The sequence below is a fragment of the Amycolatopsis sp. NPDC043885 genome, from assembly GCF_056435685.1.
Genome location: NZ_JBWKEA010000004.1, coordinates 367,701 through 389,855, shown reverse-complemented (window position 1 = coordinate 389,855; position 22,155 = coordinate 367,701). Strand labels below are relative to the sequence as shown.

Annotated in this window: 25 protein-coding genes and 4 pseudogenes; 14 read left to right on the top strand and 15 right to left on the bottom strand. The window is 66.9% G+C overall.

All coding sequences use genetic code 11. The features are described from left to right. Positions 1–148 precede the first annotated feature (148 nt). Both AC069I_RS16945 and AC069I_RS16940 read left to right on the top strand, forming a co-directional pair. Positions 149–1,339 carry an NUDIX domain-containing protein gene (locus AC069I_RS16945; protein ID WP_478265794.1) on the top strand — a complete coding sequence of 397 codons (1,191 nt, stop codon included), beginning with the start codon at positions 149–151 and terminating at the stop codon, positions 1,337–1,339. 133 nt (positions 1,340–1,472) lie between these two features. After that, on the top strand, positions 1,473–2,438 hold the full coding sequence (locus tag AC069I_RS16940) for an NAD-dependent epimerase/dehydratase family protein (RefSeq protein WP_478228966.1): 966 nt from the start codon (positions 1,473–1,475) through the stop codon (positions 2,436–2,438). Between the two features lie 149 nt (positions 2,439–2,587). On the opposite strand, the gene AC069I_RS16935 is transcribed toward AC069I_RS16940, so the two are convergent. The 3 genes from AC069I_RS16935 to AC069I_RS16925 form a co-directional block, all read right to left on the bottom strand. Next, a complete protein-coding gene (locus tag AC069I_RS16935) occupies positions 2,588–2,803 on the bottom strand; it encodes a hypothetical protein (protein WP_478228965.1) in 216 nt (71 codons plus the stop codon). After that, the gene (locus tag AC069I_RS16930; RefSeq protein ID WP_478265793.1) at positions 2,800–3,177 is read right to left on the bottom strand and encodes an N-acetyltransferase family protein; all 378 of its coding nucleotides are present in this window, start codon (positions 3,175–3,177) and stop codon (positions 2,800–2,802) included. Before AC069I_RS16930 ends, AC069I_RS16935 begins: the two co-directional genes overlap by 4 nt. Positions 3,178–3,486: 309 nt before the next feature. Then, positions 3,487–4,272, bottom strand: coding sequence for a S1 family peptidase (locus AC069I_RS16925; RefSeq protein WP_478228964.1), 786 nt, complete (start codon positions 4,270–4,272; stop codon positions 3,487–3,489). A 445-nt stretch (positions 4,273–4,717) separates the two neighbouring features. Here AC069I_RS16925 and AC069I_RS16920 point away from each other — a divergent pair, with 445 nt between their 5' ends. Beyond that, on the top strand, positions 4,718–5,545 hold the full coding sequence (locus AC069I_RS16920; RefSeq protein WP_478265792.1) for a hypothetical protein: 828 nt from the start codon (positions 4,718–4,720) through the stop codon (positions 5,543–5,545). Positions 5,546–5,655: 110 nt separating this feature from the next. Here the strand turns inward: AC069I_RS16920 and AC069I_RS16915 are convergent, their stop codons facing one another. Further along, positions 5,656–6,213 carry an SMI1/KNR4 family protein gene (locus tag AC069I_RS16915; RefSeq protein WP_478232495.1) on the bottom strand — a complete coding sequence of 186 codons (558 nt, stop codon included), beginning with the start codon at positions 6,211–6,213 and terminating at the stop codon, positions 5,656–5,658. A gap of 111 nt (positions 6,214–6,324) precedes the next feature. Between AC069I_RS16915 and AC069I_RS16910 the strand changes: the two genes are divergently transcribed. Continuing rightward, positions 6,325–7,107 carry a hypothetical protein gene (locus AC069I_RS16910; RefSeq protein WP_478265791.1) on the top strand — a complete coding sequence of 261 codons (783 nt, stop codon included), beginning with the start codon at positions 6,325–6,327 and terminating at the stop codon, positions 7,105–7,107. Between the two features lie 16 nt (positions 7,108–7,123). Here AC069I_RS16910 and AC069I_RS16905 read toward each other — a convergent pair whose 3' ends face one another. Further along, entirely contained in the window at positions 7,124–7,645 is a 522-nt protein-coding gene (locus tag AC069I_RS16905; protein WP_478228959.1) for a CGNR zinc finger domain-containing protein, read from the bottom strand. Between the two features lie 104 nt (positions 7,646–7,749). Between AC069I_RS16905 and AC069I_RS16900 the strand changes: the two genes are divergently transcribed. Both AC069I_RS16900 and AC069I_RS16895 read left to right on the top strand, forming a co-directional pair. Continuing rightward, entirely contained in the window at positions 7,750–8,637 is an 888-nt protein-coding gene (locus AC069I_RS16900) for an alpha/beta fold hydrolase (RefSeq protein WP_478265790.1), read from the top strand. A 44-nt stretch (positions 8,638–8,681) separates the two neighbouring features. After that, entirely contained in the window at positions 8,682–8,912 is a 231-nt protein-coding gene (locus AC069I_RS16895) for a hypothetical protein (RefSeq protein WP_340682811.1), read from the top strand. An 8-nt stretch (positions 8,913–8,920) separates the two neighbouring features. On the opposite strand, the pseudogene AC069I_RS16890 reads toward AC069I_RS16895, so the two are convergent. The 6 genes and pseudogenes from AC069I_RS16890 to AC069I_RS16865 all read right to left on the bottom strand — a co-directional run bounded on the left by AC069I_RS16890 (position 8,921) and on the right by AC069I_RS16865 (position 12,269). Further along, positions 8,921–9,682 (bottom strand): annotated as a pseudogene (locus tag AC069I_RS16890) (ABC transporter permease). 11 nt (positions 9,683–9,693) lie between these two features. Next, positions 9,694–10,207 (bottom strand): annotated as a pseudogene (locus tag AC069I_RS16885) (ATP-binding cassette domain-containing protein). Between the two features lie 28 nt (positions 10,208–10,235). After that, complete coding sequence (locus AC069I_RS16880) at positions 10,236–10,562, bottom strand: DUF1048 domain-containing protein (RefSeq protein WP_478265789.1); 327 nt, start codon at positions 10,560–10,562, stop codon at positions 10,236–10,238. A gap of 1 nt (position 10,563) precedes the next feature. Next, a complete protein-coding gene (locus tag AC069I_RS16875; protein WP_478228956.1) occupies positions 10,564–10,920 on the bottom strand; it encodes a DUF1048 domain-containing protein in 357 nt (118 codons plus the stop codon). Further along, positions 10,917–11,243: a PadR family transcriptional regulator gene (locus tag AC069I_RS16870; RefSeq protein ID WP_340682815.1), complete on the bottom strand. Its 327-nt coding sequence runs from the start codon at positions 11,241–11,243 to the stop codon at positions 10,917–10,919. Before AC069I_RS16870 ends, AC069I_RS16875 begins: the two co-directional genes overlap by 4 nt. Before the next feature lie 54 nt (positions 11,244–11,297). Continuing rightward, on the bottom strand, positions 11,298–12,269 hold the full coding sequence (locus AC069I_RS16865; RefSeq protein ID WP_478265788.1) for a GlxA family transcriptional regulator: 972 nt from the start codon (positions 12,267–12,269) through the stop codon (positions 11,298–11,300). A gap of 72 nt (positions 12,270–12,341) precedes the next feature. On the opposite strand from AC069I_RS16865, the gene AC069I_RS16860 reads away from it, so the two are divergent. Together AC069I_RS16860 and AC069I_RS16855 are read left to right on the top strand one after the other, a co-directional pair. Beyond that, entirely contained in the window at positions 12,342–13,154 is an 813-nt protein-coding gene (locus AC069I_RS16860) for a dienelactone hydrolase family protein (RefSeq protein ID WP_340682817.1), read from the top strand. A gap of 36 nt (positions 13,155–13,190) precedes the next feature. Continuing rightward, positions 13,191–13,748, top strand: a complete 558-nt coding sequence (locus AC069I_RS16855) for a GNAT family N-acetyltransferase (protein WP_478265787.1) — start codon at positions 13,191–13,193, stop codon at positions 13,746–13,748. On the opposite strand, the gene AC069I_RS16850 is transcribed toward AC069I_RS16855, so the two are convergent. Continuing rightward, a complete protein-coding gene (locus AC069I_RS16850; protein WP_478265786.1) occupies positions 13,708–14,484 on the bottom strand; it encodes an endonuclease I family protein in 777 nt (258 codons plus the stop codon). The genes AC069I_RS16855 and AC069I_RS16850 overlap by 41 nt on opposite strands. 176 nt (positions 14,485–14,660) lie before the next feature. Here AC069I_RS16850 and AC069I_RS16845 point away from each other — a divergent pair, with 176 nt between their 5' ends. The 3 genes and pseudogenes from AC069I_RS16845 to AC069I_RS16835 all read left to right on the top strand — a co-directional run bounded on the left by AC069I_RS16845 (position 14,661) and on the right by AC069I_RS16835 (position 17,085). After that, the gene (locus tag AC069I_RS16845) at positions 14,661–15,092 is read left to right on the top strand and encodes a PPOX class F420-dependent oxidoreductase (RefSeq protein ID WP_478265785.1); all 432 of its coding nucleotides are present in this window, start codon (positions 14,661–14,663) and stop codon (positions 15,090–15,092) included. Between the two features lie 290 nt (positions 15,093–15,382). Beyond that, positions 15,383–15,751, top strand: a complete 369-nt coding sequence (locus tag AC069I_RS16840) for a hypothetical protein (protein WP_478232487.1) — start codon at positions 15,383–15,385, stop codon at positions 15,749–15,751. 109 nt (positions 15,752–15,860) lie between these two features. Next, positions 15,861–17,085 (top strand): annotated as a pseudogene (locus AC069I_RS16835) (HNH endonuclease signature motif containing protein). Between the two features lie 66 nt (positions 17,086–17,151). Here the strand turns inward: AC069I_RS16835 and AC069I_RS16830 are convergent. Further along, on the bottom strand, positions 17,152–18,345 hold the full coding sequence (locus AC069I_RS16830) for an FAD-dependent monooxygenase (protein WP_478265784.1): 1,194 nt from the start codon (positions 18,343–18,345) through the stop codon (positions 17,152–17,154). An 18-nt stretch (positions 18,346–18,363) separates the two neighbouring features. After that, complete coding sequence (locus tag AC069I_RS16825) at positions 18,364–19,806, bottom strand: MFS transporter (protein WP_478265783.1); 1,443 nt, start codon at positions 19,804–19,806, stop codon at positions 18,364–18,366. 99 nt (positions 19,807–19,905) lie between these two features. On the opposite strand from AC069I_RS16825, the gene AC069I_RS16820 reads away from it, so the two are divergent. Genes AC069I_RS16820 through AC069I_RS16810 form a run of 3 tightly spaced genes read left to right on the top strand, consistent with a single transcriptional unit; the run spans position 19,906 to position 21,471 of the window. After that, entirely contained in the window at positions 19,906–20,541 is a 636-nt protein-coding gene (locus tag AC069I_RS16820; protein ID WP_478228950.1) for a TetR/AcrR family transcriptional regulator, read from the top strand. A 41-nt stretch (positions 20,542–20,582) separates the two neighbouring features. After that, positions 20,583–21,197, top strand: coding sequence for an alpha/beta fold hydrolase (locus AC069I_RS16815; RefSeq protein ID WP_478265782.1), 615 nt, complete (start codon positions 20,583–20,585; stop codon positions 21,195–21,197). Continuing rightward, positions 21,142–21,471 carry a hypothetical protein gene (locus tag AC069I_RS16810; RefSeq protein WP_478265781.1) on the top strand — a complete coding sequence of 110 codons (330 nt, stop codon included), beginning with the start codon at positions 21,142–21,144 and terminating at the stop codon, positions 21,469–21,471. The genes AC069I_RS16815 and AC069I_RS16810 overlap by 56 nt, the downstream gene beginning before the upstream one ends. Positions 21,472–21,477: 6 nt before the next feature. Here AC069I_RS16810 and AC069I_RS16805 read toward each other — a convergent pair. Then, positions 21,478–22,013 (bottom strand): annotated as a pseudogene (locus AC069I_RS16805) (LuxR C-terminal-related transcriptional regulator); the annotation flags it as partial. Positions 22,014–22,155 lie beyond the last annotated feature (142 nt).

Sequence of the window (22,155 nt, the reverse complement as noted above, 5' to 3'; positions counted from 1 at the left end):
CGGTTCCCGCCTCCGGCCGTCGCGAGATCATGGCCAATCTCGTTCGCGATCGGTCAAAGGCGGAAGGCTTCCTGTGGCAGGTTCAGCTCGGCGCGGCACTGGCCGGCTCAGCGTCATCGCGATCGCGACCATCCTCCTCGTCGGGTTGATGCTGTTCTTCGGAGGTCCGGCGACCAGCGTTGCGGGGAAGGACGTCGCCTATATCTCCGGTGACGAGGCGAACGTCCGGCGATGCCCGTCAGTCGAATGCGAGTCGACCGCGACATACCACCGGGGCCAGCAGCTGATCATCCTCAAGGCCGATGTCACCGGTGGCGAGTCGCATGGTTCGCGGCGATGGCTGGAGATCCGATACGGCGACGAAGTCCGTTACACGCACTCGTATTTCGTCACCGAAAAGTCGGACTCGCGGGCAGAGACGCTCGAACTCCTGGTTTCCACGGCGGCCGTGCTGGTCGGTATCGCGATACTCGGTCTCACCGGCCGGCGACGAGGCCAGACCTGGGCGGCCATGAAAGAGAAACGACGAACTCCCTTCTCGCGGCAGGCTGGTCGGTGCGGCGGTGACCTTCGTTCTTTCCAGGTCTTTCTCAGCCGCCGAGCGCCTTCACGAGAACAGGTGGCGGAACTGCAGGCACAATTCTTCGAACTGAGGCATACTCTCGAAGGAACCCACGCGGCGGCCGCGCCACCTTTCGTGCCCGCCCAGCCCGCCGAGGAACAGCTTTCGGATCTTGCGCTTGGCTCTCCTGGCGACCGCGGTCGCGTGGATCCCGCGGCAGGCACGAACCTCCGGCAACTCCTTCCGCCGATGATCGGCTCACACCCAAGGGAGACGGCTGTACTGTCACTACCGAACTCCGGGACAGTTCTCCCGAACCCGAGAATCCGTGTCGCCGCCTACGTCATCCGCCCGAGACCACAGCCTGAACTCCTGATCTTCGAGCACATCGACGTCCCCGAAGCCGGACAACAAGTCCCTGCCGGAGGAGTGAACTCCAACGAAGACCTCCCGAAGGCAGTGCTGCGGGAAGTCCTTGAGGAAACAGGGTTGGCCGGCGTCACTGTCGTCAAGGCGCTGGCGACCGAGGACAAACCCCATCCAGAGACCGGACAACTCCGTCGCACCACTTACTTTCACCTGCTGGCGCCCAACGACACAGCCGATGACTGGATACACTGTGCCGGGGGAACCGGCAGCGACGCCGGCATGAGGTTCGCCTGCCGGTTCCAGCCGCTTCCCCTTCCGCGTCCGCTGACCGACGACCAGGACATCTGGCTCCGGCTGATGGATCCAGCACTGGCCACGCGGCCGCGATCAAGACGGCACCCAAGATGATCTACACCTGCCGGCTGGGCCGAAGTCTGCTGCGCCGGCGCCGACACGGCCCAAAAGACTCGACGGCGCCTTCAGTCAAGCGGTGCTCAGCAGGACGACAGGTACTTACCGCCCCCGATGAAAGGACAGCCCTGTGAAGGTCCTGGTAGTAGGCGGAACCGGGTTCATCGGACATCACATCGTGCGCGAACTACTGGCACGCGGGCACGACGTCACGGTCCTGGTCCGCACGCCACCCACGAATCTCCCCGCCGCGGTAACGGTCCGACTCGGCGACCTCACCGACCTGTCCGACGAACGACTCGACACGATCGTCGCCGGCCACACGGGCATCGTCATCGCATCGGCCGCCGCCGTCGCCGCACCGCGCGGCGCCGACATCGCCGCGTTCTTCCACGACACCAACGTCGCCCCCGTCGCGAGATTGCTCACCGCCGGATGCCGGGCACAATGCGACCGCGCTGTCATCCTCGGCAGTTTCTACGCCACCCTCCAGCGCGAACAGCCGGCACTCCGCCTGGCCGAACTCAACCCGTACATCGCCAGCAGAATCGAACAAGCCGAGCACGCACGCGCCGCGGTCAACACGGAAACGTCCGTGGCCGTTCTGGAACTCCCCTACGTCGCGGGCACAACCCCCGGCCGGCAATCACCTCTCGCGCCCATGCTGCACAGCCTGTCCATCGGTGACGCAGGCATCTTCGCCTACTCCGGCGCCACCGCCGTGGTCACCGTCACCCAAGTCGCGCGAGCCGCCGTCGCGGCACTGGACCGTCGCGCCAATGGCGACTATCCGATCGTCACCGCGAACCTCGCTTGGGCCGATCTCTTCACCCGCCTCGCAACCGCGAGCGGCCGCCCTCCCCAACGCGTCTGGAAGCTTCACTCACGCGTCATCGAACTCCTGATCCGCTTCGAAGGCATCCGCCGGCGCCGCCAAGGCTTCACCATCGGCTTCCATCCGGCACAGTGGAGCAAACTGCACGCCACCGCCATGATCCTCGACCCGGAAATCGCGCGAACCGAACTGGGCGTCGAGCCCGACGACCTCCACAACGCGCTCCAAGACTCCGCTCCGGACACTTCACCACGAGGTTGACCGCGGGACATCAGCTCAGCCGACGTCAGGACGGCCGGGCGCGTCACCCCTGCCGGCAAGCCTCGGCTGTACCGCGGAGGGCGGATCAACGGGAAGTGCCGCCGCAACCAGGCGGTCGAATGACCGGTGACCATGGCCTCCGGACAGCGTCAACCCGTCGCCAGTGCCCGCCGCGACACACTGCCGGCGTGCACCGGGGCGATGAACACGCTGCGAGGCGGCGCCGGTCTCTCGTCATCCGGCAGGTCAAGGGCTTCCAAGCCGTCCTGCCACCGCACCCAGTCCTGGACGCACAAGCCCAGCCAGAACTCCACATCGTCGCAGTCGCGGCGGCGGCAACGGTTTCTGCTGCTATCGATCGTCATAGACCCAAGGAACCCTCCTCCCCCCATTCAGCTCCACACAGTACTGCGACGCCCTGGCCACCCGTTTCGCGACATGCCAACGGGTTGCTATCGAACGACGTCGTCCGCCGAGTTCCCGGACGCGCGTCCAGGGGCACCGTGAGACAGGTGAGATCCGGTTCGACCTGCTCGGCTTGGGCGCCGGCTCGCCGCATCGCGCGGATCATCGCCGTGTTCGCGTCCTGGGCGATCGCGACGAGTGCCACGCTGTCGTCGGCGCGCGCGAGGGTGATCAGCCGGTCGAGCAAAGCCGTGCCGACGCGGCGGCCTTGCCACTGGCCCTCGACGGGGATGCCGACCTCCGCGCAGCGGCCGCTTCTCCGCAGCGTCGCCACCCCGGTGACCAGACCCGCCCGGGTTTCGGCGAGGAGGGTCCGAGTCCCCTTGTGCCCGAGCAGGCGCTCGATGCCGGTGGCCGGTCACGGCCGTACCGCCGGACGCGACTCTCTTCGCTACACCGAGCGTGCATCTCGTCGATCGCCGCCCCGTCGCCGGGAGTGGCGGGACGGATCACCACGTCCGCGCCGACCGGCGGCTCCGGTGGCCCCGCGAGGCGGCGGTTGAGGGCGAGGACGGCCTCGTCAGGTGTGTCGCGAAAGCCACTTCCGCGGTGCCGAAGGTGGCTTTCACGACACGCCCCTACATCACGCCACGGTCTGCGTTCGGCTCGTTTGCTCGGCGATCCAGTCCCGGTACACCGTCACATCGGTCCAGATGCCCAGACCGCTGGCGCATTTCGGATCCGCGTCACCATCGCGGCTGGTGGCGCCGACCAGTTCCCACTCACCGGGCCTGCCCTTGATCTGCGGACCGCCGGAGTCGCCGTAGCAGCCCATCGCGTCCGGAGTGTCGGAACCGGTGCAGATCTCCTTGCCCGCGGCGATGGTGCGACAGTCCTCCGCCGGCCTGACCTCGGTGTCCAGTTCCTGGAGGATCTCCGGCGCGCCGCAGTTCTGGTCGGCGCAGTGCTCACCCCAGCCGAGGATCCGGGTCGCCGTTCCCGCGTCGCCCACGGCCTCGGCGATCTTGATCGGCCGCTCGGTCACCGGTTTGTCCAGCCGCACCAACGCGATGTCCTGGCCCAGCGGCTCCTTCCCGGTGAAGTCCGGATGCACGATGATCCGGCTGACCCCGGTCTCGGTGCCCCCGCCGGCGTGCTGCCGCGCCCCGATCCTGGTCCTGATCTGCCCCGGCTGCGCTCCCTGCACGCAGTGCGCCGCGGTCACCACCCAGTCCTCACTGATCAGCGAGCCGCCGCAGAAGTGCCTCCCGCCCTGCTGCAACGACACCATGAACGAGTAATCCTCGGTGGCGTCGTGCCCGCCGATGACGTAGGGCGTCGGCCCGTCAGCCGCCGCGGCGATCCCCGGTACCAGCACCGCTCCCGCCGTGGCCAACCCGATCATCAGTACGCCTGTTTTGCGAAGCATTATCGTGAACTCCCCGAAGACGACGAATTGCTGACAGTCGTCACGCTATGGGGTGATGATCACGACTGGATCGGCTCATCGGCCGGGGTGCACATCGGCCGAATGGCCGACCCAGCGTGACGCCGCATCCGAGCAGCGACCCGATGAGTGGACGCCTGTCGACGAACTCGCCGATCGCCGCAGCGAGGCCGACCTCCGTCTTTTCCACGCGCGTCAGATGGACCACCGTCGGGCGGCCGGGATCTACCGGCGGACAGTGAGTCACCACTCCGGACTCGGCCCGGCGAGAGGACGCCGAACGGATCGTGCCCCACCTTGGCACCGCGGTGCCATCACACCCGGACAGTGGGCACCGGCCTTCGCCACCGGGCGGCAGGTCAGCGGTGGAAACCCCTTCACGACGGACCACGACTCCCTCATCCTGGGGACGCTGTTCCTTGCCCCCATGGCCTTCGGTCAAAGCGACGGCTGCCTCGACGTCCACACAGGACTTGGCGAGTTCAGGAGCCACACCTGGCCTGATCGTCCTCGACGCTTCGCGTTCCACCGCCGTTGTCGGTCGATTTCACGGCGCCTCGCAATTCAGCCACGGTTCTCGATCCAGAACATCGCCAGGCTGATCACGGCGCCGCCGGCCGCCGTCGCCGCTCCGCGGACGAAACACCGCCGCACCAGTTCGCCGAATGGCAAGTCTTTTCGACCGGATCGCCGCGCCCGCCGTCGCGACCGTCGCTCTTCTGTCATTTCGCCGACGATTCGACGCTTCATTTGCTGGCTCCTCGAACATTGCCGCGTTCCTCCAGGGGAATACGATGCGATGACGGCCGGGTGCGCCATGCGCTTCGCGCTGCAGAAGTTCAAGTCGGTGCGGAGCTCGACTGCCGATTTCGTCGACCGGCTGTTGGCTCATCATCGCCGCGGAGTCACCGTACGGACGGACTCCGATGCCGATTCTCGGGGGCAAGACGAAACGGCGGAAAGGATTTCGCAGGCTGTCCTTCCAGTGATGATTCCAGGTGTGTGCAACTTGGCTGTCGAAGCCATGCTGAAGTTCGAAGAGCTCGCCGAGGACGACGGCGTGGAGTACGCCGTCTTCACCCTGTACCTCTTCTTCCTCGTCGCCTTGTCCTTCAGCTACGTGGCGGATCTGTACAGGATCACCTTGGCCGCGGGCGAATCGACCCGGGAGCTGACGGCCGAAGAAGCACATACTTTGTTTCGAGTCCGCAGTCGCCGGTGCGGGCGTCGCGAAGATCGCCGTGGAGATCGCTGAGGCCTTGCTCATCGACGAACTCGTCCAGCACCTCAGTGAACGAGGATGACGAACAGCCCCGACCTGGCTCCGACGACACCGAAGAGCACCTCGGCGCCCGGCTCACCCGTTCAGCAAAGATCGGGGACGACGAACGTGCTGTCTTCGACCTTGACGTGCCCGGCTTCGACGAGGTCGGCGGCACGGGCGAGAAACGCGGTGAGCGACGGCGCTTTCGGCTCGTCGAGCTCAGGGACGTTGGGACGGAACACGACCTGACCGCGGGTGCCACGTTCGCCGGGATCCAGGTCCAGGAAGTGGCAATCGCCCTGGAACGCGAGGAACGGCAGCCAGGATTCCGACCACACCGTCCACCGGTAGCAGGAAGGTTGCCCGACGGGCGTGGCCATGTCGCCGACCACGTCGGTCAGCATCCGGTGCATCTCGACGATCTCGTCGATGGTCAGGAAATGCTGGAAGTTGAGCGGGCCGTTCAACTCGTCGGGGTCGTCCTGGCCCGCCGACACGCTCAGCAGGGCGCACAGTTCGGGCGGCAGGACAAGCCCGGTCTCGGTGGCGAGCCGGTCGAGGTCGCGTTCGGTCGCGCCGGGCAGGAACGGCGCGGCGCCGGGTAGTTCCCGCTCGATCAGACTTCGTAACCGTGCGAACTCGCGGGCGGTCTGGTTCATGACGGCCAGTATTACGCAAGCGCCGGTCTCTGCGGCCGCACGAACACCTGGATGACCTTGTTCGGGTCCGCCCAGTAGTCTCCAGCGGACAGTGCGACAGAGGGAGTTATCGTGGCCAGCCATTTCGAGGCGATCGGGATCGGCGTCACCAGTCAGGACGAGTTCGGGGAACTGGTGGTCTCCTCGATCAGCGCGGGCACGGCCCGGCAGATCGACAAGAAGACCAGCGAACATGTCTGGACCGACCCTTCCGGCGCCCGGCTGGTCGCGCAGGTTCGCAAGGGCGAGATCGACTTCCTTCTGCCCTGCCTGGCCGGCACGACGACGGCGGTACCGGTGCGCGACGTTCGCCTCGTCGACGCCGAGACCGCGATGCTCGACCTCCTCGACGGCGTCGCCGGGGAGATGATCTGCCCCATCGCGGTCGAGCTGGAAGACCGGGCGGTCCTCGCCAACGCCGGCGGGCGGCTCGAGTCCGGCTCCCTGGTGCTGGCGGCTCTCGCCGAAGACGTCACCGTGCACGCCGACGCCGATGCCTACGCGGCCTCCCAGGACGACGACGGACTGAAATTCGCAGCCGACCACTTCATCCCGTCCGGCACCTTCGCGCCCGAGGAGCCCTCGCCCGACTGGACGCCGTCCGCCCACGCGCTGTTCGCCGGCGAGGTCGTCGAGGCCGAAACTCCCGTGAATACGGTCACCGGCAAGGCATTCCATCGGATCCGGGTCCGCACCATCGCCGCGATCGAGCTCGACGTCGCCATCGCGGCCACCGAACTGGAGCAGCCGCCCGCGCGCGGCAACATCGTGACGGGAACCTTCTTCCTGACCGGAAGGTTGGGACTACAGCCTGCCGACACCGAGGAAAAACGGCGCCGCTGGTTCCGGCGGTAGCCCTCGAGGGCGGGCGCTAGGCCGACCGTTCGCGGCGATAGTGACGAGCGGCCTTCGCCCGGTTGCCACAGGTTTCCATGGAGCACCATCGCCTGGTGCCGTTGCGGGTCGTGTCGTCGAAGTACAGCGTGCACACCGGATACGCCGAGCATCGCTTGATCCGTTCCGGGCGCGTGCGAAGCAGGGTCAAGTAGCCGTATGCCGCGAGCCATGCCGGTCGCCAGGCCGCTTCCTCGACCTCGACCACTTCTTCGGGGCCGCCTTGCCGCAGCTCCGGCCGCAAACGTCCGCGCGCCAGGACCTCGTTCAGCGCGCGTTCGGCGGAAACGCCGGGGCTTTCGAGCACCTCGCGCAGGACGGAACGCGTGTGACGCAACGGTTCCTCCGCTCCCGGCACATCCGGGAGGCCTCGCTCGGCCAGCCAGGCGCCCACCCCGCCGGGTTCGTCGAAGACGTCCCGCTGCTCACCACGGTCGGGCCACGTGGTGTTCAGCAGGTCCAGGGCGATCGGCTCGCCGACCAGGGGGCGTTGCAGCACAGCGTCATCCTACCCTCCGTCAGCCGCTTGACAGGTTAGGTCGCCCCATGTTTACCTCTAACCGTTCAAACGTATTTAGACAGTTAGAGCAAGGAGCACCTGACATGCCCGAAGCAACCCGGTCCGCCGACGAGGTCTTTCACCGCACGGCGACCATCGACGGCCGCAGCGTGTTCTACCGGGAAGCCGGCGACCCCACCGCGCCCACCGTGCTGCTGCTGCACGGTTTCCCCACGTCGTCGCACATGTTCCGCACGTTGATCCCCGCGCTGGCCGACCGCTATCACGTCATCGCCCCCGACCACATCGGCTTCGGGTACTCGGACGCCCCGCCCGTCGATCGGTTCGACTATTCGTTCGAGAATCTGACCGCGATCACCATGGGGCTCATCGACGCGCTCGGCCTGGACCGTTTCGCCCTCTACATCCAGGACTACGGGGCACCCATCGGGCTCCGCATCGCGAGCCGTCATCCGGAGCGGGTCAGCGCGCTGCTGGTGCAGTCCGGCAACGCCTACGTCGACGGCTTCACACCGTTCTGGGATGTGCTGTTCGCGCACGCCAAGGACCGCGAAACCCACGAAGAAGCCGTGCGCGAACTCCTGGAGCCCGCGGCGACCCGCTGGCAGTACACCCACGGTGTCCCCGCCGACCGGCTGGACCGGCTCACCCCGGACACCTGGACCCTCGACCAGGCCCTGCTCGACCGCCCCGGCAACAAGGAGGTGCAACTGCAGCTGTTCTGGGACTACCAGTTCAATCTCGACGTCTACCCGGCCTTCCAGCAGTACTTCCGCGACCACCGTCCCCCGACGCTCATCACCTGGGGCGAGCACGACGAGATCTTCGGCGCCGACGGAGCCCGCGCGTTCCTTCGAGACCTGCCCGACGCCGAACTGCACCTTCTCGACGCCGGGCATTTCGCCCTCGAAACGCACGGCCCGAAGATCGCCACCCTGATCCGGGACTTCCTCGACCGCACCTCGCGCTGACCGCCCGGCGCCGCCGTATCCTCGAGGCGAGGCGGAGGTGGGAAGTGACGGACGAACAGCTGCTCATCGAATTCGCGCTGACCCGCATGGACCATCCCGAACTCGACCTCGAGGAAGTGGCGACGCTGACCGTCCGGCGCCTTGGTGAGGACCGGATGCTGGACTTCGCCGGACGCACCCTCGTCAGCCGCGGCGAACTACGCGGAGCCGCGTTCCCGGCCGCGGTCGAACACGTGCTCCGCGTGGTCCTCACCTTGCGCGGCCCGGACGACTGACCGGCAGGTCAGGAGATCTTGCGCCGGTAGGTGATCGTGGCGAAGAAGTACGCGACGACGAGAAGACCGGCACACCAGGCCAGGGCGATCCAGATGCCGTCGCCGACCGGTTGCCGGCCGAACAGGGCACGGATGGCGTTGACGATCGACGTCACCGGCTGATGCTCCGCGAAGGCGCGCACGGGGCCCGGCATGGTGGCGGTGGGCACGAACGCCGAGCTGAGGAAGGGCAGGAAGATGAGCGGGTAGGAGAACGCGCTCGCCCCGTCGACGGATTTCGCGGACAGGCCGGGGATGACGGCCAGCCACGTCAGCGCCAGGGTGAACAGCAGCAGGATGCCGGCGACCGCGAACCAGGTCAGCACACCCGCCCCCGAACGGAAGCCCATGAGCAGGGCGACGCCCACGACGATGACCAGCGAGAGCAGATTGGCGGCCAGCGAGGTCAGTACGTGCGCCCACAACACGCCCGAGCGCGCGATGGGCAGCGATGGGAATCGCTCGAAGATCCCGCTCTTCATATCGGTGAAGAGCCGGAGCGCGGTGTAGGCGACACCCGACGCGACCGTGATCAGCAGGATGCCGGGCAGCATTTAGTTCACATACGAATCCGTCCCCGTTTCGATCGCGCCGCCGAAGACGTAGACGAACATCAGCATCATGGCGACCGGCATCATCGCGGTCGTGATGATGGTGTCCATGCTGCGCGTGACATGTTTCATCGAGCGTCCCAACAGGACGGTCGTGTCACCGAAGAAATGTTCGCTCATCGTCTTCTCCCCTACTTGCCCGCGCCGACGATGGCCAGGAAGACGTCCTCGAGAGACGGCTGTTTCTCGACGTATTCGACCTCGGCGGGCGGGAGCAGCCGCTTCAGTTCGGCGAGCGTGCCGTTCACGATGATCCGTCCTTTGTGGAGGATCGCGATCCGGTCGGCGAGCTGCTCGGCCTCGTCCAGGAAGATCACCGGCGGATTCCCGATGAGGCTCATGGCGATGTCCAGCCGACGGCGCATCCTGCCCGAATACGTCGACACCTTCCGCGTGCCCGCGTCGGTCAGCGAAAACCGGGCCAGCAGATCGTCCGCGATCTTGCCTGATGCTTTCCCGCACGTTCGCCGGTCGCGTGGCGACATCCCAGCCATCGACACTCGCCTTCCCCGCGTCCGCCTTGAGCAACGTGGACAGGATTCTCACGACGGTGGTCTTGCCGGCCCTGTTGGAGCCGAGAAGGGCGAAGATGCTACCCCTCGCCACCTCGAAATCCACGCCCCGTACGACATGCAGGGCCCACACCGAACCGCCCCGAGAGCGGTACTAGGCCTTACTTCCCGGCCGTGCCGGATCGCCCGTCGAGGGACTCCTGATAGACGTCCGCGTAAGTGGGTGTGTCCTTGATCAGCTCGTCACAGAAGGCGGCGACGTCTTCACCGATGAGCTCCAGCACTCCCTTTCCGGACGCGGCTCCTTCCTCGAAGAAGTCCACGATCCCGGGCAGCAGGGGCCCGTCGGCCAGATCGACCGGTCCCACCTTGAAAAGGTACTTCTGCATCTCCTTGTAGACGATCCGATAGTCCGGCGGGAGCGCCTTGACCCGCGCCACGTGCGCACGCCACTGCTTCTTGCCCTCGATGATGTCCTGGATGCCCACGTCAGCCTCCCAGCTGCTTCAGTTTCCTGGCGACGTTCCTGTTCAGCTGCTGACGCCAGCGGTCGCGATAGCCACGGCCACGCTCCCCGCCTGCCAGCGCCGCGCAGAAGCCCTCGATGTCGTCACCCAGCACCTCGCGCGCACTCTGCCCGTCCGCCGCCGTTTCCTCGAGCAACCCCAACGCGCCGTCGAGGATCGGCATCAGATTCCGGCCGGTGAAGTCCGAATAGGATGAAAGATGCCCGGCGATCTGTTCCCACGCCGCCCGATGGTCGGCGGGCAAGGCCCCGACCCGGACCTCGAAGGCCTTCCATTCCCTGGTGAGATCGCCGCCCGTGATGGTGTCCCAGAACTTCATTTCCCGCCCTCCTTGAGCTTGTCGATCCGCGACGTGACGTACTCCCACTTCGCCCAGAACCTCGCGAGCTCCTCGCGCCCCGCGTCGTTGAGCGCGTAGAACTTACGCGGCGGCCCCTGCTCGGACGGCCGTTTCGTCACCTGGACCAGTCCGTTCTTCTCCAGCCGCAACAGGATCGCGTACACCGTCCCCTCGACCACTTCCGCGAAACCGAGCTCGTTCAACCGGCGCGTGATGGCGTACCCGTAGGTCTCCTCACCACCGACGATCTCCAGCACGCAACCCTCGAGCGTGCCCTTCAGCATCTCGGTCAGACCGTCCATCGCGCCCCTCTTCGGCTCCCGGTAGTCAGTGACACTGACTACCACTACAAAGTATCACAGAGTACTGGAGTCGCGGCGGAAGGCGGCCCGATAGTCACCGGGCCGCCTTCCCGTGTGCTTCGCGAAAAGCGCCGCGAACGTCCCCGGATCCCGATACCCGACGGCGGCGCAGATTCCGGCGACCGTCCGATCCGTCGTTTCGAGGAGATGCCGGGCGCGCCGGACACGTGAGGAATGCAGGTATTCGAGCGGCGTCTGTCCGGCCTCCTCCGCGAAGCGCCGCAGCAACGTCCGGGTGCTGACGTTGAAACGTCCGGCCAAGGCGGCGAGGTCGTAACGAACGGTCAGGTTCTGGTCCAGCCATCGCATGACCCGACGGGAAAACGCGTTGCCGGGCTGCGGCAGGAGGCGCGTGTCGACGTACGGTGTCTGCGACGACCGCGCGTCGTCCACCAGTGCCACCCGTGCCGTCGTCCGTGCCACTTCGGCGCCGCTGTGCTCACGGATCAGTTCGAGCGCGAAGTCGTACATGGCGCTGAACGCCGCCGTCGTCGTGACTCCCCTGTCGGTCACGACGAGACGCTCGGGCCGGACTTCGGTTTCGGGGCACCGCTGAGCCAGTTCGTCCGCGAAGAGCCATGAGGTGGTGGCGCGGCGATGGTCGAGCAGGCCGGCCGCGGCCAGCAGGAACGCGCCGACACAGAGCGAGACGACGACGTCGCCCGCGGCGGCATGCGACCGGATCGCTTCGATCTCCGGTGCGAGGTTCGCGATCTTCGCGTCGATGTCCTGTCCCGGCGTGAGCTCGAATCCCGGGACGACGAGGACGTCGACTTCACGCAGCGGCGAGACGGTCACCACGACACCGCCCGACGCCGAGACCCTGCGACGAGGGGAAACGACGAAAACCTCATATCCGGCGTGGTCCGGACCCGCGACGTGCGTGGCCATCGTCAGGAGATCGGGAACACCGAACACCTCGGACGCGAAGCAGCCAGGGTAGGCGAGGACTCCCACTCGCAGCATGTGGCGAGATTACCCCGATATCCGGCGATCTGGCCTATCCCTCCGAAGGCCGCGCCGGTCGAAGCTTTCGCCATGCGTGGACACCTGGACGATGCCATCACCGACTTCTCACACCGGCTCGTGGAGGTGGACGGCGTGACGAAGACGGTTCACGTCGCGGGATCCGGGCCCGGAGTGGTACTGATGCCGGAAATGCCCGGCATCAGTCCTGACGTCCTTCGGTTCGCGCGGTGGGCGCGAGACGCCGGCTTCACCGTCTACGTTCCCTCGCTCTTCGGGCGCGACGGCGCCTATCCCACCGCGGAGGCAGGCGAGGAGGTGGTCCGCCGCGCTTGTGTCAGCGCCGAATTCCGCGCGTTCGCCGGAGGCGGCACCAGCCCCGTCACGCGGTGGCTGCGGGGGCTCGCGCGGATCGCCCACGCCGAATGCGGCGGTCCCGGGGTCGGCGCGATCGGCCTGTGCTTCACCGGCAACTTCGCCCTCACCATGGCGCTCGAACCCGCCGTCATCGCCCCCGTGGTCAACCACCCTTCGCTACCCCTGGACGACCCGGGAGCGCTCGAACTCGCCGAAGAGGACGCGATCGAGGTCCGGGACCGGATCGCGCGCGACGGCCTGAAGGTGCTCGCCTATCGCTTCGACGGCGACCGCTGGTGCACCGGACAGCGGTTCGCCGCCTACCGGGCACTCCTCGGTGACGCTTTCGACGGACGGGTGCTGCCGGACAGCGCCGCGAACACCGACCCTCCCCCGTTTTTCCGTGACCTGGTGGGCACGCCGCACAGCGTCGTCACCGCCCACCTCGTCGACTCCGCCGGGAATCCCACACTGCGCGCGAGGGACGAGATCCTCGCCTTCCTCGCCGACCGGCTGACGACCCGGTAGAACGGTGAGGCGACGAGATCGGCCGAGAGGAGAGCCATGTCCGAGCCGCGCCGAGCCCACGTCTCCGACCACAGCGCGATCGTCGACCGGGTCCAGCGGTGGTGGGGCGACTCGCGCACCCCCGCCCAGGCCCGCGAACTTTCCCTGCTGCTCCCCAAGCTGTTCCTGCAGTTCTTCTCCGGCACGAGCCTGGTCTTGGAGGACGAAACCGGAATCAGGGCGTTCCTCGTCGGCTTCCACTCCCCCGACGACGACGCCGGGGCGTACATCCATTTCGTGGGCGTGGACCCCGAACTTCGCGGGCAGGGGACGGCCCGCCGCCTGTACACGACATTCTTCCAGCGCCGCCGAGGCGGGCCGCACGGAAGTCCGTGCGATCACCTCGCCGGGGAACACCGGATCCATCGCCTTTCATCGCGCCATGGGGTTCACCCTCGAACCAGGGGATCGAGAGGTCGGCGGTCTCCCCGTGCACAGCGACTACGACGGTCCCGGCCAGGACAGGATTTGCTTCTTCAGGAGAATCGCCTAGAACAGACTTACAGGACAGCGCCTAGCCGTAGATGGAGGCCGCCCATTCCGGATGGTCGATGAACGGGTTGCGGTTGTGCTGGAACTGGTCGTGGATGACCTGGTTACGGCGCTGCTCGGTGGCGTCGGGCGGGTCCTGGGTGTGCCAGCTCAGCAGGACCGAGACCCGGCCGATGTGGGGTTTGGACCCGTTGTCGACGGCGTCGTTGGGTTCGAGGTCGGGGAAACCGTCGGTGCCGTCGTACCGGACGCCCATGTACAGGATCATGCGGGCCACGTCGCCCTTGACCGCGTCGCGCGGCTCGAACGAGTCGTCATCGGTCAGGCTCCCGGGCGCTTCCTCGACCGGAGAACCACCGGCGTCGAAGTCCTTGCTCCCGCGCGTGCTGTTGACCGACGCGTCTTCCGCGCGCAGGTGGTGCAAGTCGGTACCGGGCCCGACCGCCGTGCCGAAGTCACCGTGCGACTTGGCCCAGACGTGTTCCCGGTTCCAGTCGTCGACTCCCCCGCCGTTGGCCGTCTTCGCCTGCGAGCGGCCGCTGTAGAGCAGTACGACGTTCGCCTTGTCGGCCGGATCCTCGTCGGCGACCCTGATCCCGTCCCACACCTGTTCGTACGTCAGCTTGGTGTTGGTACTGATGATCTTGTGCAACGCCGCCTTGAGCTCGGGGCCGGTCTTGCCGAGTGCGTCCTGGTAGTAGTCGTCACCGGACGGACCCGCGAGGGTCGGCGACGCGAAGGCGATCCCCGCCGCGACACCGAGCGCGAGTACGACAGAGATTCGGCGGGCTGGCCGCATGGACAGTTCCTCTCCCCAGAGGCGCCGGCCCGGATCGTCGTCTGCTCCGCCACAACCCCGGCAACGCACTAGTCGTGCAGTTGGAAAAATACTGTCATAAGTGTCAAGGGGCGACACCAGGTGACATCCGCGGTCGGCCACGCGACAATCGTCGTCCTGACTCACTGGAGGGCCCTGTGGCTGAGCTGAGCGAGCAGATCCGCGACTGGGTCGCGGCACCGAGGTTCTGGCACCTGGCCACGGTGAACCTGGACGGTTCCCCCCAGGTTTCCGCCATGTGGATCGACCTCGAAGGCGACCACATCGTGTTCAACACCGCCGTCGGCCGGGTAAAGGAGGAGAACCTGCGCCGCGAGCCTCGGGTGTCGTTGTCCTGCCTGGACAACGAGAATCCCTACGACCGGGTCGTGCTCCACGGCCGGGTCGTCGAGTTCGCCGAAGGCGTCGAGGCGGATCGGTGCATCGACCGGCTGGCGAAGAAGTACGTCGGAACCGACCGTTTCGAATGGCGGGTCCCGGAAGAACGGCGGGTCAAGGTCCTCGTCGAGCCGACCCGCGCTCGCCATGTCGTCGGCGTCGAACCTTTCCGGCGCGGACATCAGCCGTAGGACACCCGGTCACGACGCAGTTCTGTCCATTTCGGACACACAGTCGCCGGAACTCTGCGAACGAAACGGTGCTCTCGCGAGTGACGTCGTTCTCGATCGTCACGGTAGCCTTGGTCGCGTCGAGCAGGACGTTGAGGTCATGGTCGACCTCCGGCCGGAAAGATATCGCTTCGAGACCCGAACGGCGCAACCGAGGGAATGGCCCACTACGTCCACGTCACATGAGATGGATCGCGGTGTGCCTTCTACTGGTCGTGGCGGGATGCGGTGTGGGCACGGGCAAAGGACAGGTGGAGCTCGAGACCTTCACGGCACTCGGCTCAGCCCGCGGGCTGGCGGGCTTGGAACCCGCGGAGCTGGGAACGGCCGACGCACAGGATCTCCAGCGAACCCTGGAGCGCGCCAAGATCTCGAACCTGGACGAAGTCCGTGCCGCCTTGTCGTTCGCGTCGCCGGCCGACCGGCGCGGCTTCGCCTTCGTCGTGCCCGGTTGCGCCGAGGACGGCGCGGAACTGACCGTCGAAGGCGATACGTTGAACGTCAACCTCACCGGCGGGGAAAACGTCAACTGCGCTACGGCGAACTACTTCCTCACCGTTTTTTCCGTCGAACGTGACTCGATCCCGGCGACACCGAAGTTGTCGACGATGCGCCGTTAGCCCGTGTCCTGTGAGCCTGTTCGAGGATGATGTCGTGATGGCGAGTTCGGCCTGAAAGCAGCCGGCGCTTCTGGCGTAGGCCTCGGCATCGAAGCCGGGCGGTCCGGTCATCGCGTTGCCGCAAGAACTGTGGCGCGCCGACAAGCTGGAGCTTGCCCATGGCGTGCAACAGTCCTTGCGGGTGATTCGGATGGCTACCGCCGGATTGGGGCAATTCCTGGCGGAGATCGAGTCTCGTGGTGCGAAAGACTTGTACGGCTATGGCCGCACGGCCAACTGGTTCGCCGATATGGCGGGGTTGTCGGTCGGTGAAGCGCGTGCGGTGGTGAACCGGGCCGTCGCGCTGAACCCCGCCCGCGCGTTGGACGGCACCGAGGTTCCGCCTGTGGCTCCCGCGACCGCCGTAATGGCGGCAGAGGGGTTGGTCGGAATGAGCGGATCGAGCAGATCCTGGAGATCTTGAAGAAACTCCCCGCCGACACCTCTGCTGAGGACCGTGCCAGTGCGGAGAAAGTCCTGGCCGACCTCGCCCGGGATGCCGGTCCCGTCAGCTCGCCGAGGCCGAAGCGAACCTGCTGGGCTGGCTGGACCCCGACGGCAACGAACCGAAGGATCCCGAGCCCAAGGAGCCGCGCCGGGAAAACACCCTGGAGCGCCGCAAGGACGGGTTCTGGAAGCTGACCGGGCTGCTCGATGACGAGACCGGTGCCCGCACCGCCGCCGCACTGGAGGCCTACGCCGCACCACGGCCCGTGGACGAGTTCGGGCAAGCCGATCTGCGAATGAAATGCGAACGCCTGGGCCGACATCCTCGACCTCGCCATCGCCTGCCCCGACCAACCCGGCACCAGCGGCTACCGCACGTTGCTGCACGTCACCATCGGACTCGACGAACTGAAATCAGGCCTCGGCACCGCGTGCCTCGATTTCGTCGAGACGATGACCGCGCGGGAAGCCCGGCTGGCTGCCTGCGATTGCCTGATGTTGCCGGTCGTGATGAGCGCCGCGGGCGAACCCTTGGATGTGGGACGACTCAGACGCTTCGTCACCCCAGGCCAGCGGCGTGCGTTGAACATCCGCGATGGGGGCTGTGCGTTCCCCGGCGTTCTGTCATCGGAAGCCGAAGAACTGCCACGCACACCACATTCATCACTGGGCAGACGGAGGACCCACCGATCTCCGGAATCTGGTGCTGCTGTGCGGTTTCCATCACCGGCTGATTCATCACGGTGACTGGGAAGTCCGCATGGCCGCCGACGACCCACCGGAGTTCATCCCACCCCAATACCGCGATCCGTTCCGAAACCTCGGCGCAATACCTCCACCACGTCTGACCACCGAGGAGGCCGCCAGTCGCACCGGCGACGGCCCTCTCGCCCCATCACCGTCATCCTGGAACCTCAATCCGCGTCCTGATACGCCACGGTGGAATCAGGCAGGATAAGGGCGGTGTGCTCGGGTCGCCCGCCGTCCGGCGGCAAGGTGCTGAGACCACGGAGCCGGCTGTCCCGTCGCGCGAGGGCTTCGGCGGTGACCGGGAAGAGTGCCGCGTCGCCGACGCCTACCTGCGCCTGGTTCAGTTCGACGAATTCCCGCGTTTCCCTTTCGTAGGCGTCGAAAGCCCCGGTGGTGGCGAGCGACCTCGCCAGCATGTAGGCACCGACGAGCGCGAGGCTGGTGCCTTGTCCTGTCAGGAAAGACGGCGCGTAGGCGGCATCGCCGACCAACCCAACGCGGCCGCTGGACCAGCGTGGCTGGTGGATCTGGCTGACGGTGTCGAAGAACAGGTCGTCCGCGTCGCGCATGGCGCCGAGCATGGCCGGGATTTCCCAGCCGTCGCGGGCGAAGGTCGTCGCGATGAGGTCTCGCCACGCTTGGGGATCGCGGAGGATCTCGTACGGCGGTTCGGGACGGGCGGCGACCAGGAAACCGTGGAGCTGGTCGCTTCCCTTGACCGCGTACAGCGCCGCCCCTCGGCCGGGCGCGTTCCAGAGCACACCTTCCCGCGACAGGCCGAATTCGTTGGGCATGGTGAAGCCGGCGAAGCAATATCCCAAATAGCGGCGATAGTGCTGCTCGGGACCGAAAACGAGTTCCCTGGTGCGAGAGTGCAGTCCGTCGGCTCCCACCACCAGGTCGAAACCGCGCCGCGCTCCACTGCGGAAGGTGACATCGACACCGTCCTCGTGCTCGCTGAGCGTCTCGATCGAGTCGCCGAAGACGTACTCCACGTCGTCGCGCGTGGCTCCGTACAGGATTTCCGCCAGATCGCCGCGTCGCACCTCGACGTCGCGCCCTTCGACCCCGCCGGTCACCGTCTCCGGATGTACCGACGCCACCTCGCCGCCGTCGGCGCCGACGAAGGTCAGCAAACGAGTCTCGATATGCGCTTCTTGAAGCTGTGGCAGGATTCCCATGCGGCTGGCCACCTCCAAGGCGGTGCCGCGGACGTCGATCGGATATCCGCCGCCGCGCAGTCCGCCCGCCTTTTCCACCACCGTCACGGAAAATCCGTGACGTCGCAGCCAGAACGCGACGGCGGGGCCTGCGATGCTCGCTCCAGAGACCAGAACAGTGCCTTTCACGGTGTTCATTTCCTTTCTCCGTTTCCGTCAGAGAGAAGCCAGTGACGGGGTTTTGTTGCTGGAGCGCGACTCTCGCACCAGCATGACGACGAGGACGGCGGCGATCGCGAAGGCGACGGACGCGATGGTGACGTAGGTGAAGACACCCGTTCCCGAGTTCACCGTCTCGCCGCCGACGGACACGGCAGTCGACTTGAGCACCGCGGCGCCCACGAAGTCCAGCACCACCGATCCGATCGCGACGACGACCATGACCAGGCTGGAGACGATGCCCTGCCGTTCGGCCGGCGCGAGGCCGCCCGCCAGGTTGAAGCCGGAGGTCCCCAGCGCGCCGACCGTGAAACCCAGCAGGAAAGCGAAGAACACCGCGACGGGGAACTGCGAAACACCGACGAACATCCCGAGGGTGGCCACGGTTCCGAGCGCGATTCCGCCGGCCAGGGTCATCGCCGGCCCGACTCGGGTGGCGAGCATCCCGGCCACCGGGCCGCCGATCATGACGCCGATACCGGGTGCCGCGAGAAGCAGCGCCAGCGTTCCCTGACCTGCCAGGCCGTACCCGAGCCCTTGGTCCGCTGAGACATCGCTGACCAGCGGGATGAGCTGGAGCATGCTCTGGTACGAACCGGTGCCGAGGACGAGCACCAGCAACGTGAGCGCCAAAGGCGCACCGATAAGCCGGACGTCGATCAGCGAATCGGGCTTCCGGCTCGAGACGAGGAACCACCTGGACAAGGCCGCGGCACCGCCGGCGAGCAGGACCACCGGGCCCAGTCCGAGCCAGCCGAACTCCGAGCCGAGGCTGACGTAGCCGAGCACTCCGGCAAGGCCGCCGCCGAGGAGCAGCGCCCCTCCGGCGTCGATCCTGCCCGGGGTCTTGAGCACGGATTCGGGAAGGACGGCGCGGACGCAGATCGCCATCGCGATCGCGACGACGGCCGACACGAGGAACAAGATCTGAAAACCGAACTCCGCGGCCAGTTTCTCGGTGAGGAAACGGGAACCGATGTTGAGCACCGCGGACCCGGAGGTCACGATGCCCACCACGATCATGGCGATCCGCGGTGCGCAGATCTCACGGACGATCGCGACCGAAAGGAACAAGGCGGCCACGGCCGCCCCTTGCAACAGGCGCCCGGGCACGAAGACCCAGAGACTTGGTGCGACCGCGCAGACGAGCGCGCCCGCGCAGCTGAGCAGCAAGGTCAGCACGAGCACCTTGCGTTTGCCGTGCACGTCGGCGCTCTTGCCGAGCAACGGCGCCCACATCACGCCCGCCAGCATGGCGCTGGCGTTGAGCCAGGCCGTCTGATCGGTGCCGAAGTGGTCGAGCATCTCCGGAAGGACGAGCAGCGGTGCGGTGATGGCCGTGTCGACCATGAAGTTGACGAGCACCAGCACCGCCACGAGGCCGACGAGCCGTCCGTTCCATCTTGTGTGTGGTCCTGCGCCGATCCTGCTCTCCTGCATGAAGGACTCCTTGTGCGGGATTCAGGGAAAGGCGGATCCCCCGCCTCAAAAACTACACTACACGGTGCAGTTTTCTGTGGCTGAGAATACGATGAGAACATGGCGACCCCGAGAGCTACCGCACGGACACCGGGCCGTCGGCTGCAGGCCGAGACCAAACGAACGGCGATCCTTGACGCCGCCGAAGCGTTGTTCGTGTCGGACGGCTACGAACTCACCAGCGTCGACGCGATCTCGGCACGGGCCGGAGTGTCCAAACGCACCGTCTACGACCACTTCGGTGACAAGCAGACCCTCTTCCGCGGCGTGCTCGGCCGCGCCAACGAAGCCGTGGTCGCGACCGTGCGCAAGGCGATCGACGAAGAACTCTCCGACGACCGCGACGTCCGCGACGCCTTGCTCGGTTTCGCGCGGCGGGTGACGACGGGGATGTTCCCGACTTCGGACTACGCGACGTTCCGGCGGTTGAGTTCCCAGGCCCCGGTGGCGCCACGACTGCCTGAAGCGGCACGGGACGAACCCGAACGGATGATGGAGGAACGGTTCGCGAAGTTCGCGGTGGACGGCAAGCTCCGGCTGACCGACCCGCGGCGCGCCATGCAGCACTTCGTCGCCCTGACCATGCGTCTGGTCCTCGACGTGACCGACGAGGACCAGACGGGCGCGGTGGGCGAGCCGGAGGTCCTCGCGATCCTCGCCGACGGGGTGGACGTGTTCCTGCGCGCCTACGGCTGACGTCCTGTCACCCTTGAGAGCTACGCGCAGGTGCACTCCGCATGGTGACGATTCCCGGCCGCGTGATCCGTAGCGTGCCGGGTGAATCGTTCCCCCAGTACCAGGAGTTCACCATGTCCCGTAAGGCATCCGCTCTGATCGCACTGTGCTGCGCCGTCGCAGGCGTGACACTGTCGGCCTGCGACGAAGCCACGGAAGCGGAACCGGAGGCGCCCGCGAGCAGCAGCGCCGCCACACAGGATCGAGCCGCGTTCACCGGAACGCAGAAGATCAAGGTCGGCGAGCGTGCGGTGAACGTTTCGTGCGCCGGTGAGCCGGCCGTTGGGCGGCCGGTCGTCGTCCTGCTGCACGGCGGGGGCGACGACGTCACAAAGCTGGCCGGACTCCAGAACACGCTGGCCGCGCAGGGCCAGGTCTGTTCCTACGACCGGCCCGGCGCGGGCGCCAGCGACCAGCCCGACGGACCGCAGAGTTTCGAAAGCATCGGGAAGATCCTGACCGGGGTGCTCGACCGGGTCGCCGCCGGCAAGCCGGTCGTGCTGGCCGGGCATTCACTCGGCGGGCTGATCGCCGCCAGGTACTCCCCCGACCACCACCGGGATGGCCGCCGAACTACGGCAGCAGACCTTGGCGGTGTTCGCGGGTCAGGGCCCTGAGAAGCTGGTGGTCACCGACGGCGAGGTCCGCTCCGCCGGGAACATTCCGGTCGAGGTGATCCAGCACGGCAAGCCGTACCTCGCGGCCGTCCCCGAGTACGGCGCGGGCCTGGAGCGGGCGTGGTCGGATGGCCAGCGGAAGTGGCTCGCGCTGTCCGGCCGCAGCAATCTGAGCACGGCCGCGAACAGTGAGCACTACATCTACGTCGACCAGCCGGATCTCGCCGTCCGGGCGATCCAGCACGTTACCGACGAAGCCGCGAAGTCCAAATAGGACAGTTCAGGTGACGAGGCCGTGACGGAAGGCGTAGATGACCGCCTGGACCCGGTCGCGGAGCCCGAGTTTGGCGAGCATGCGTGACACGAACGTCTTGACGGTCTCCTGGCTGATCATGAGGGTCGCGGCGATCTCGCTGTTGGAGAGGCCGTCCGCGATGAGGCGGAGTACCTCCAGTTCCCGCGGAGTCAGCGGGCTGCCGTCCGGGTCCTCGTCCTCCGGGGGCCGGATCCGGGCGGCGTACCTGCCCACCAGCCGGCGCGTCACCTCGGGATCCAGCAGGGCCGCGCAGTCGGCCACGGTGCGGATCCCGTTCAGCAGCCGGTCGGGCGGGGTGTCCTTGAGCAGGAACCCGCTCGCACCGGCGCGCAACGCCCGGTAGACACGCCGGCGCCCGCCATCAGGCGGGTGGCCTCGATACCGTCGAGCACCGGCATGCGCACGTCCATCACCACGACGTCCGGGCGCAACCGGGCGGCGAGCTCGACCGCGGTCCGCCCGTCGCCGCATTCGCCCGCCACCTCGAGGTCGGGCTGGGCGTGTGTAGGGCGTCGTACCCGGAACCGAGGATGTCGCCTGGGCGCCCGCGCTGGCGTGACCATCGCGTCGACACCCGCTGCGCCGCGAAGTTCTGCGCGTTTCTCGCAGACGCGTAACAACTTTCGGCCTTCTCGCGGCATA